This is a genomic window from Marisediminitalea sp. (assembly GCF_984433645.1).
This window is the reverse complement of the sequence record NZ_CFIDRX010000160.1, coordinates 1-10,017: the sequence shown is the minus strand read 5'-3', so window position 1 is coordinate 10,017 and position 10,017 is coordinate 1. Positions and strand designations below refer to the sequence as shown.

The following is a 10,017-nucleotide window of genomic DNA, read 5'->3' as shown; positions in this document are numbered from 1 at the left end:
TGAACTGAATAGGGTAGTTGGCCAGCACGGTGTCCAGGCTGCCGAACTTCGGACTAAAGCCCATGGACTGTAAATCAATGAAGCCCGTTCCCTGGCCAACGTCCGGTACAGAACATTGAGGATCGCTTTGATTTGATGTCATTGCGAATGAAGCAGATGACGTGCTGGCAGTTTGAGTCACATCCCAAGTGATTGTGTTGTCTTGTATCAATCCGCCATCATCGACACTGCTTGTTACCACGGACGTGCCATCCGGCACAGTAACACTCACCTGATAATCACGGTTTTCATTAGTCAAATTTGGCTTAATTGTAACCGCGTAAGACGCAGTGTCTCCTGGTGCAACACGGCCAGATGATGTAGCTGCGAGTGTAACGTCATTTTCGCCACGGACCAGGTCAACCGGAATTGTGCCTAAGTTACTTGGATTATCTGCATCGCTGCCTACGGTGATGGCACCAAAGTAACGGTCTCCCTCAAGGCTGTCAGACAGTTGCCAGCTCACGCGCATATCAAAAGGTTCACGTAATGCGGCGCTGCCCGGACCGTCTACTTGTAACGACCCTTCATCCACAGCAGTGACAACCGCATATTCCAGCACAAAGTCGTCTGTAGCGCGGCTCGACCCTGTATAGTTTTGCACAAATACATAGTAGCTACCCGCCTGCGGGTTAGTTATGTTGATATATTCATCCCAACTGAACCCGGTGCTTGAAGCAATGATTTCAGACGTTGAAATCAGCTCATCGTTATTCAAATCAAGCACAATGAACATGTCCAAATCCGGGGCCGTGGATTCACTGATGTAGGCGACAAGTCGGTCGGTATTTTCAGCGACGTCAATGACTTCAAAATAGACACCGTCTTCAACGTCATCCAAAAATGCTTCGGGATCAGAGTCTTCGGCAATAGATTCATTCACTGCAGTTGGCTGTACTAGGCCTGACGTGCGCGCGGTGAAGTCTGTGATTTCAATGGCTACCAGATCTTTTATCAGCAATGAATCTGCATTGCGGTAGCTTGTTTGGTCTATTTCATCAGGGAAATTACCGTTCGAAGCCACAACCGCAATGGGCAAGTGTAAGTCAGGTGAACTGGCTGACGTTAATACTGCTTTTGCATATTCCCAATCGCCGTCATTGGCATTCCAGGTGTTTGCGGTAAACGTGACGGTTTGAGACTGCCCGGCAGCGAGTGTAAATGATGCAGGGGAGGCTGTAATTTCAAGCCCGCTGTTCATGGCGTCGCCTGTAACGGTCCAGCTACCGGCCTTCGTTGCGGTAAATGTGCGTTGCCAGGTACATTCAATAAGGCAATTGTTGTCAACCAGCGCAGGCATATTCAGCGTCTTGGGATCACCTCCTATGTCAGGATCCGCCGCTTCGTAATTTGCCTGGGTTTCCTCAACAATTAATCCTGCATTGACTGCCTTATCTACCTGAATTCGCCCTGACCCCATGTCGAGCCAGTTAGCATCATCCAAGGTGCCTTCAACTCGCAGCTCGGGCGTTGCTGTCATCATTAATGCAGAACGAATCGCGTCTGCGCTCCAGGTAGGATTAACCTGACGAACCAACGCGGCAGCGCCGGCTACGTGCGGAGAGGCCATGGAAGTGCCGTCCAGGTAAGCATAATCGGCGGGTGCAGGGCCCGTGGTTTCATGCCCATAATGCTCATCAGAATAAGCCGCGTAGACCTGCACGCCCGGTGCACTTATCATTGGCAATAAGGTACTGATTTCTGTGTTTGGTCCGCGAGATGAGAAGCTGGCTACGGTATCCAGTGCATCCTGATCTATCGACAAATCGCCCGATGTTGTTGAAATAGTTGCTCGGTGCCCGCTGCCCGACGCCAGCCAGGTGCGCAATTGATTCCCGGCTGCAACATTAACGTGAATACCAGGGATCACGTATACATCGCCAACCAGATTGTCGGTATCTGCAGAAACATTGGCCAGGATGTAGCCACCAGCGCCGCCGTCAGCCACGTTTTTCGCCTTTTGAACCCGGGCTATCTCACCACGATCACACAGCACGATTTCGCCATTAAACGTACCTGCCGGAAATGGTTCAAGACACTGCGCAGAGTCACCATCCGGGTCATTGGGGTTAGTGAAATCGCCGGCGTAAACGACATTCGCGGTAATGCCTGCAGTATTACTTTGTCCGTTGATTGTTGAGGGCAGTGACACACCCCCCGTGAAACTGGACAAAGTTTTGCTGTAGTCGATAATTCTGCCGTGGTCGGTTGCTGCGACCGGCGTTATCCAGGGCGCAAACTTATCGCTGGTCGACACGCCCGGACCGTCGTTACCGGCTGAATGCGCAACAAAAATCCCGGCATTATTGGCCGACAACCATGCCTCACTCAGTGCGTCGCCCCAGACAGCCTCGCCACCTGAAATCGAATAGTTAATGACATCGACAATTCCGGTTGAAATCGCATCATCGATTGCACTGATCGCCAGGCTGTAATAACAACCGGTATATTCATCATCGGATTCACCGGGCAAACAGGTTTGGAATGAAATGATATTGGCGTGTGGTGCCATGCCCGACATTTGGTCAAACGTGAATTCACCGGGGTAACCGTCGCTAACTTCTTCGTCAAATGCCAGTCCATAAACCGGCACGTCATACAATATATTCCCCGCGGCGGTGCCGGCAACATGTGAACCGTGACCATTGTAGTCTTCGCCGTTTCTGCCTAATCCAACCGGAAAGATATCTGTGTCGGCATACTGATTGGTGATGAGTGCGTAACTGTATACGCCGATCAGCTTGTCATTGCATAAACTGGGAAAATCGCCATCACAGTCACCCAGATAATTTCCGCTTCCCAATGGGTTAGTGTGGGTGTATCCGTCGCCACCTGTTGCGGCAAAGGAGGGGTGATCCGTGTTAATGCCGGTGTCGAATACCGCGACAACCGTACCTTCACCCATTGCATTTAAGCCGCTGTCCGCAGTGCCTGCCCAGACTTGTTGCGCGCCGGTCAGTGCAATGCTGGTATCTGTATTTAGCTTGAGTTTTCTGTCACTTTCTACTGCTTTTACGCCACTAATATTGCGAATTGCCTCTGCTTCTGCGGCAGTGAGGTTAATTACCATGCCGTTAATGGCATATTGAAACTGTTTTAGTGGTGTCGCAGTGCCGGTCACGGTTGATATGCGATTCAACGCTTTGGATTGCTGCGTTCTGAGGTACTTTCGGTATGCAGTTACTTCTCGTTTGTTTGCCTTTATCCGATTCAACGCAGACTGTGTTGATGAGGTCGGCATTGTAGCTTCAAATCCGCTGATTCCCCCTGAGTACTGAGCAATTGAAGGATCTGTTAACCTGATAATATAGGGAGTTTTCTCCGTTGTTTTACTTTCGTTATTTTGCGTTTGGGAGATGGCCAGATCAACTGACTTATTAACGGTGGCAGGTTCAACCGCCTGATTTTCAGCAAATACTGCACCCGTAAGTAACAGTCCTGATACGACCAGAGGCACAGGGGATAATGGCTTCACTTATACTACTCCATTGTGGTTGCCGGAGTTTCTGTCGGCTTTTTATAGGGGTTTTTATAGGTTTTTAACACATCACAATAACTTGTGTCATACGCTTTTACGAATCTTTGTATACAGACCGATCAAGTCACACAAAGATTACGACCCTTTGTGTGTATACGTTATTTTAGCAGGCAATTAACCTTCAATTTACATTGCGGCGAAAAGTAGAATATCTATCACGTTTCAGTGCATGCGAAGAAATGTTTATCCTCACGCTCAAGTAAACTAATTGTTAAATTAGACGGACGCTCCTGTGGGACCTGTTCTACGATAGATATAGGTTAAGAGTCCCATTAGAGGAAGCCAATGAACGACAGAAATCACCTCGACCATGTTGCATTAACGCACGAGGTTAAGATCATTGAAAACGGGCTGCTGGAAATCCCCATGCTGGCCATTCTCGATCCAGACGGCAATATTTATCCCGGTGCTACAGCACCCGATATCGACAAAGCGCTGGCCGAAAAGATATACCACACCATGGTGTACACCCGACTGCTGGATGAGCGTATGGTTGCTGCACAACGTCAGGGACGTATCAGTTTCTACCTCGCCAGCACAGGCGAAGAGGCTGCTGCGGTTGCCAGTGCTGCAGCCTTGTCTGAAAACGACATGATCATGAGTCAGTACCGCGAGCAGGGCGCGCTGGCTTTTCGTGGTTATACTACCGACCAGTTTATGAATCAGATGTTTTCTAATCGTCTGGATCCAAACAAAGGCCGCCAGATGCCTATCCACTACGGTGACAAGGCGCTCAACTTTATGACCATTTCCTCACCGCTGGGAACGCAAATCCCGCAGGCTGCCGGTTATGCCTACGGTCAGAAGTTAGCAGGCAAAGACGCGGTAACGATATGTTACTTCGGCGAGGGTGCCGCCTCAGAAGGGGATTTCCATGCCGGTGTAAACATGGCTGCGGTACTCAATTGCCCCGTTATCTTCTTCTGTCGTAATAATGGCTATGCAATCTCAACCCCAGCAGCGGAGCAATTTGCCGGTGACGGTATTGCATCACGAGGCATTGGTTACGGGGTCAGGACCATACGTGTCGACGGTAACGACCCATTAGCGGTTTACAGCGCCACAAAGCAAGCCCGTGCAATGGCTTTGGAAACCAATCAACCGGTATTAATTGAAGCCATGACATATCGACTGGCTGCACACTCAACGTCCGATGACCCCAGTGGCTACCGGTCTAAAAATGAAGAAGACAAGTGGCGACTCAAAGATCCACTGACTCGGTTCAAGCAATGGTTACTGAGTAAAGCGTGGCTGGACGAAGCGGCGACCGAACAATTCATGCAACAAACCCGCAGCGACATTCTGGCGGCACTGAAAACCTCTGAACAGGTTGCAGTCAACCCGCTGGCTGACATCGTAGAAGATGTATATGCCGAAGTCCCCTGGCATTTAAAGGAGCAGCGTGATGCATTAATCGCTCACGTGAAAAAGTATCCTTCAAAGTACCCTAAAACGTCAGGAGATTTATAAGCATGGCAAAATTAAACTTACTACAAGCCATCAATCAGGCGCTTATCACTGCCATGACAGAAGATGAAAAGGCCGTAGTGTTTGGCGAAGATGTCGGCTACTTCGGCGGCGTATTTCGCGCAACCAGTAATCTGCAGGAAAAATTTGGTAAAGCGCGTTGTTTTAACACACCACTTACTGAACAGGGCATTATTGGCTTTGCCAACGGTCTGGCCTCTCAGGGCTCTACCCCGATTGCTGAAATTCAGTTTGGTGACTACATTTTTCCCGCGTTCGACCAGATCGTGAATGAAACTGCCAAGTTTCGGTATCGCTCCGGGGGACAGTTTACCTGTGGTTCACTGACTATTCGTACGCCTTACGGTGGCGGAATTTCAGGTGGTTTATATCACTCGCAATCACCAGAGGCCTTTTTCAGTCATGTACCAGGATTGAAAGTAGTGGTGCCGAGAGATCCGTATCAGGCTAAAGGTTTATTGCTGGCTGCCATTCGCGACGACAACCCTGTGTTGTTTATGGAACCCAAACGTTTATATCGTGCATCTGTGTGTGATGTGCCGGAAGAAGATTACACCATTCCATTGGGTAAAGCGGAGGTAGTTCAGGAAGGTAACGACATTACCTTGCTGGCCTGGGGCGCTCAGGTGGAAACAATTAAGAAAGCTGCGGACATGGCGCTTGAAGACGGCGTGTCATGCGAAATCATTGACCTGCGCAGTATTTTACCCTGGGATGCGCAAACAGTGGCTGAATCTGTTATGAAAACAGGACGCTTGCTAATCAACCATGAAGCACCAATTACGTCTGGTTTTGGTAGTGAAATCGCTGCGCGCATTCAGGAACAATGTTTCCTGTATCTTGAAGCGCCGATCATTCGCGTTTGTGGTTTAGACACGCCGTATCCTCTGGCACATGAAAAAGAATACATGCCAGATGAATTTAAAACCTATGAAGCCATTAAGCGCGCTTTGAACTACTGAGGGACAAAACATGACAGATTTTATTTTGCCCGATATTGGTGAAGGCGTTGTGGAATGCGAACTGCTTGAATGGCTGGTTAAAGAAGGCGACCGGGTAGAAGAAGATCAGCCAGTTGCCGAAGTCATGACCGATAAAGCAACGGTCCAAATCCCTTCCATGCATGCGGGTGTGATCACTAAATTGTTTTATCAGGCCGGTGAAATTGCCAAAGTACATGAACCGCTGTTTGCCATGGCTCGTGATGGTGAAGCCGATGCACAGGTTACAGAACAAACCAACGCCCAAGCAAACGAGCAGACACCAGTTCCGTCAGTTGAACAAAAACCTGCAGATACCGAGTCTGCTGCCAACGAAACCTTTATCTTACCGGACATCGGTGAAGGTATTGTTGAGTGTGAAATTGTTAAATGGCACCTAAACGAAGGCGACAGTATGCAGGAAGACGATGTTGTCGTTGAAGTCATGACCGACAAAGCCGTCGTTGAAATTCCAGCCAAATATGCCGGGACAATGACCAAACGGTATCATCAGGAAGGTGAGATAGCCAAAGTACATGAGCCTTTATTCGACATGCATGTAGCGGGCAGAACACCTTCTGCATCTGCCGCTGCAACCGCCTCTGTTGCTGAAGTAAAACAAACGCCGGTTAACAGCACGGTAGATTCCGGCAATTCTCAGACGCCTGCTACCCAAAATGATTATAAGCCTGCTCATGGCTTCGAAGAGGGAAGTGAAGCCCCGCAGAAGACCATTGCGGGTAAGGTACCTGCAAGCCCTGCGGTCCGCCGTTTGGCGCGCGAAAAAGGCATCGACTTAAAACAGGTCAACGCGTCTGGTAAGAAAGGTCGCGTGTTGAAGAAAGACATTCTGGCAGCAGTTGAAAAACAAACGGCACCTGTGTCAACGCCAACAAAACAAACCCCATCGGCACAGGGCTCTGCAGACGTTAACCGTGTGCCACTCACGCCGGTGCAGCGCGCTATGGCGAAACAGATGACCCGTTCTGTAAGCACGATTCCGCATTTCACTGTGTCGGAAGAGCTAAACATGCAGGCGTTAATTGATTTGAAACGCGCACTGGCCGATACGTTTGCTAAACAGGATATCAAACTGACATTCATGCCTTTCTTTATTAAGGCGTTGTCTCTTGCCATGCAGGCGTATCCGATATTTAACGCCCGATTAAGTGACGATGAATCTGCGCTGGAATACATCGCGGACCACAATATTGGTTTTGCAGTAGACAGCCCGATTGGTCTGTTGGTACCCAATATTAAAGGGGTACAAAACCTGAGTGTGATGGACATAGCAGCACAGATGCAAGACATCGTTCAATCTGCACGAGCAGGTAAACTTTCATCTGATCAGCTAAAAGGCGGCACTATCAGTATTTCTAATGTAGGTGTGCTGGGTGGTACAACAGCGACGCCCATTATTAACCATCCTGAACTGGCCATTGTGGCGTTGGGTAAAATGCAAACGCTGCCCCGATTTGATGAACAGGGTAACGTTGTCAGCGCATCGATTATGCACCTTAGTTGGTCTGCAGACCACCGCGTTATCGATGGGGCAACGATGGTCAGATTTAATAATCTGTGGTGCGAGTACCTGAGTGAGCCGCTAAAAATGCTGAGTCAGCTTCGTTAGTTTATCGTTGTCACCGACAGGCTCTCGGCGATACAATCACTGTATAACGTCAGCGGAAGTTTAGCTGGCACAGTATTGCGGCATTCAGCGAACGTTGTTTGCCGCCTTATCATCATGAGAGCCCGAATTTGTTAAGTTACCTTCACGGTTATCACGCCGGCAATCACGCAGACCTTATCAAGCACGCAGTGTGGTTGGCGGTATTAGACCGTCTGCATCAAAAAGCAAAACCCTTTACCCTTATTGACACCCACGCTGGTGCAGGTTGTTACCCCTTGACGGGCGAACAAGCCCAGAAGACCCAGGAGTACAAAAGTGGTGTCGCTTTACTGCAGGGCTGGCAACCCGTTCATCCCGTCTTACAGCGATACCTTCAGGTATTAAAAGGGTTTTCGGAACGTCACCAGTATCCGGGGTCACCTCTTATATCCGTGTCACAACTGCGCGATGCGGATCATTTGCACCTCATGGAATTGCACCCGGGAGAACACGAACGGTTACGCACTGCCATTAAGCAAAATCGTGGAAACGGCCATACTCATGTACATCATCGCGACGGGTTTGAAGGCGCTATCTCGTTATGTCCTCCTAAACCCAACCGTGGCGCTATCCTGATTGACCCGCCATACGAACAGCGAAAAGAGTACGATGCGGTTATTACTGCTGTTAAGCAACTACTCAAACGCTGGCCACAGGCGCAAATTGTGTTGTGGTATCCGTTGTTGTCGCAGCGTGCTGGCGACAAAGCCGGACAGTCTGAAGCCATGTGCGAGGCGTTGGCGGCATTACCGCTTAACGTCCTGCAAGCCGAATTGCGGGTTGACGACCCAGCCAATGATGCTGGTATGTACGGATCCGGTGTGTGTTTAATAAACCCTGCGTGGCAGATAGATGCCGTCATTGATGTCATGCTGAACGAACTGGCCGAACAATTGGGTGCAGCGGCTCAATCCACCGTAACCTGGCTGAATAAAACCGACTAATGAACGCCAAGGGCATCAAGCATTTTTATATTCCGGAAGAACAGTCAATTTATTTGCTGTCGCATACTGATGCCAAAAAGTTAAAAGACTGGTTGGCATTATGCACCGAACAGCTAAGTGCTTTGGGCTATCGTGATATTCACCTTATTGGCAAAGGGGCATATGGCTTTGCTTTCGCAGGTGTAGACCGTCAACAGCAACACCGGGTCTTTAAATTTACCCGTATTACGCTACCTGCCAGCATTCAGGACCGGTTGGAAGAAGAAGCTTTTATGCAATCGCTGGTAGACCACCCGCTAGTACCCAAGGTCATCGATTTTCATCAAAAAGGGCGGCAGTCTATTCTCATGATGGAACGTGCGCCCGGATTAGACTTAGAGCAAGTCAGCTTACGTGAAGGCGCATTGCATCCGCGCCTTGTGGTAAAAATTGCGGTTCAGCTGGGCAAAATCCTGCTAGATCTTCGTCACCACACGCACCAGGGCCAGTTAAGACCTATTGTTCACGGCGACATAAAGCCCTCGAACCTGGTATGGGATGAAGTAAATGAGCGCATTGCCTTAATCGACTGGGGTTCATCGGTGTTTGCGCAGCTAGACGAGCACCAGCAACCGGTGCAAAACAATGTACTGGATCTGATGTCTGGCGATCTACAGCAAACCAATGCGCGGTTGGGTGATGTGTATTTTATCGGCGATGCGCAATTGAACGGGGCATTGTCGAATCCCCGATTCGACGAACAAGGCCTGGCAAGTACCCTGTATGCGTTGGCTTCCGGCCAATCAGCGCGATTTGCCCGACAGGTTATTCCGCCGTCATCACTTGGGCTCCCCAAGATACTATCTGACATTCTCACCTATATGCTAAGTGACAATGAAAGCGCCCAGCGAGAAGGGGGCGACTACCTTCTTTCTCATTTGTCATTGTTGGAAAACCTGGTATTTGGTGAGCATGCGCCTGCACCTGCTGAGGCTTTGTTACCGGTCTGGGTAAGTCGCAGTAGCAAGGCTATTGAGACCGTGGTATACAGCTCCCGTAAGTCTTTTCTGCGGGAGCGGGCGACTGACTCGGCCCAGAATGACACCGTACAGGCGCTCAATTACATTAATGACGCGCAATTCGAGCGTTATTATAAGAATTATCTCGATGGCATGGGCGATACGGAGAAGGGATTTTTAGCTGCCATCAGCCGATTGGCGAAATATCCGGTGGTAGGCGGCCTGGCGATCAACTGGCAACCGGACGGCGTTTATATTGACTCCAGTCTTAACCTGCATGAACCAGACAAAAAAGACGCGTTTGATCAGGCGGTAAATAATGTGGTGATGCTGGCTCGTGCCATTCATCGTAAGGGGGTAT

6 protein-coding genes are annotated in these 10,017 nt (G+C 49.5%); 5 read left to right on the top strand and 1 reads right to left on the bottom strand.

The window, feature by feature from the left end:
• Window positions 1–3,514, bottom strand: a 3,514-nt coding sequence (locus AC4MRN_RS16550; RefSeq protein WP_491203897.1) for a S8 family serine peptidase, incomplete at its 3' end; no start/stop codon positions are given.
• 348 nt (window positions 3,515–3,862) lie between these two features.
• Between AC4MRN_RS16550 and AC4MRN_RS16545 the strand changes: the two genes are divergently transcribed.
• The 5 genes from AC4MRN_RS16545 to AC4MRN_RS16525 all read left to right on the top strand — a co-directional run.
• Window positions 3,863–5,047, top strand: a complete 1,185-nt coding sequence (locus AC4MRN_RS16545; protein ID WP_370243181.1) for a thiamine pyrophosphate-dependent dehydrogenase E1 component subunit alpha — start codon at window positions 3,863–3,865, stop codon at window positions 5,045–5,047.
• Window positions 5,048–5,049: 2 nt separating this feature from the next.
• On the top strand, window positions 5,050–6,027 hold the full coding sequence (locus AC4MRN_RS16540) for an alpha-ketoacid dehydrogenase subunit beta (RefSeq protein ID WP_073324513.1): 978 nt from the start codon (window positions 5,050–5,052) through the stop codon (window positions 6,025–6,027).
• 10 nt (window positions 6,028–6,037) lie between these two features.
• Window positions 6,038–7,675 (top strand): dihydrolipoyllysine-residue acetyltransferase, encoded by a 1,638-nt coding sequence (locus AC4MRN_RS16535; RefSeq protein WP_491203896.1) that lies wholly within the window; start codon window positions 6,038–6,040, stop codon window positions 7,673–7,675.
• A 128-nt stretch (window positions 7,676–7,803) separates the two neighbouring features.
• Window positions 7,804–8,658, top strand: a complete 855-nt coding sequence (locus AC4MRN_RS16530) for a 23S rRNA (adenine(2030)-N(6))-methyltransferase RlmJ (RefSeq protein ID WP_370243185.1) — start codon at window positions 7,804–7,806, stop codon at window positions 8,656–8,658.
• Window positions 8,658–10,017 (top strand): protein kinase domain-containing protein (locus AC4MRN_RS16525; protein WP_491203895.1); only part of this gene is annotated, 1,360 nt, incomplete at its 3' end. The genes AC4MRN_RS16530 and AC4MRN_RS16525, both read left to right, overlap by 1 nt.

Bases quoted from the DNA above. Each gene is read 5' to 3' on its own strand.
- AC4MRN_RS16545 (WP_370243181.1), top strand. From the start codon at position 3,863: ATGAACGACAGAAATCACCTCGACCATGTTGCATTAACGCACGAGGTT.
- AC4MRN_RS16540 (WP_073324513.1), top strand. From the start codon at position 5,050: ATGGCAAAATTAAACTTACTACAAGCCATCAATCAGGCGCTTATCACT.
- AC4MRN_RS16535 (WP_491203896.1), top strand. From the start codon at position 6,038: ATGACAGATTTTATTTTGCCCGATATTGGTGAAGGCGTTGTGGAATGC.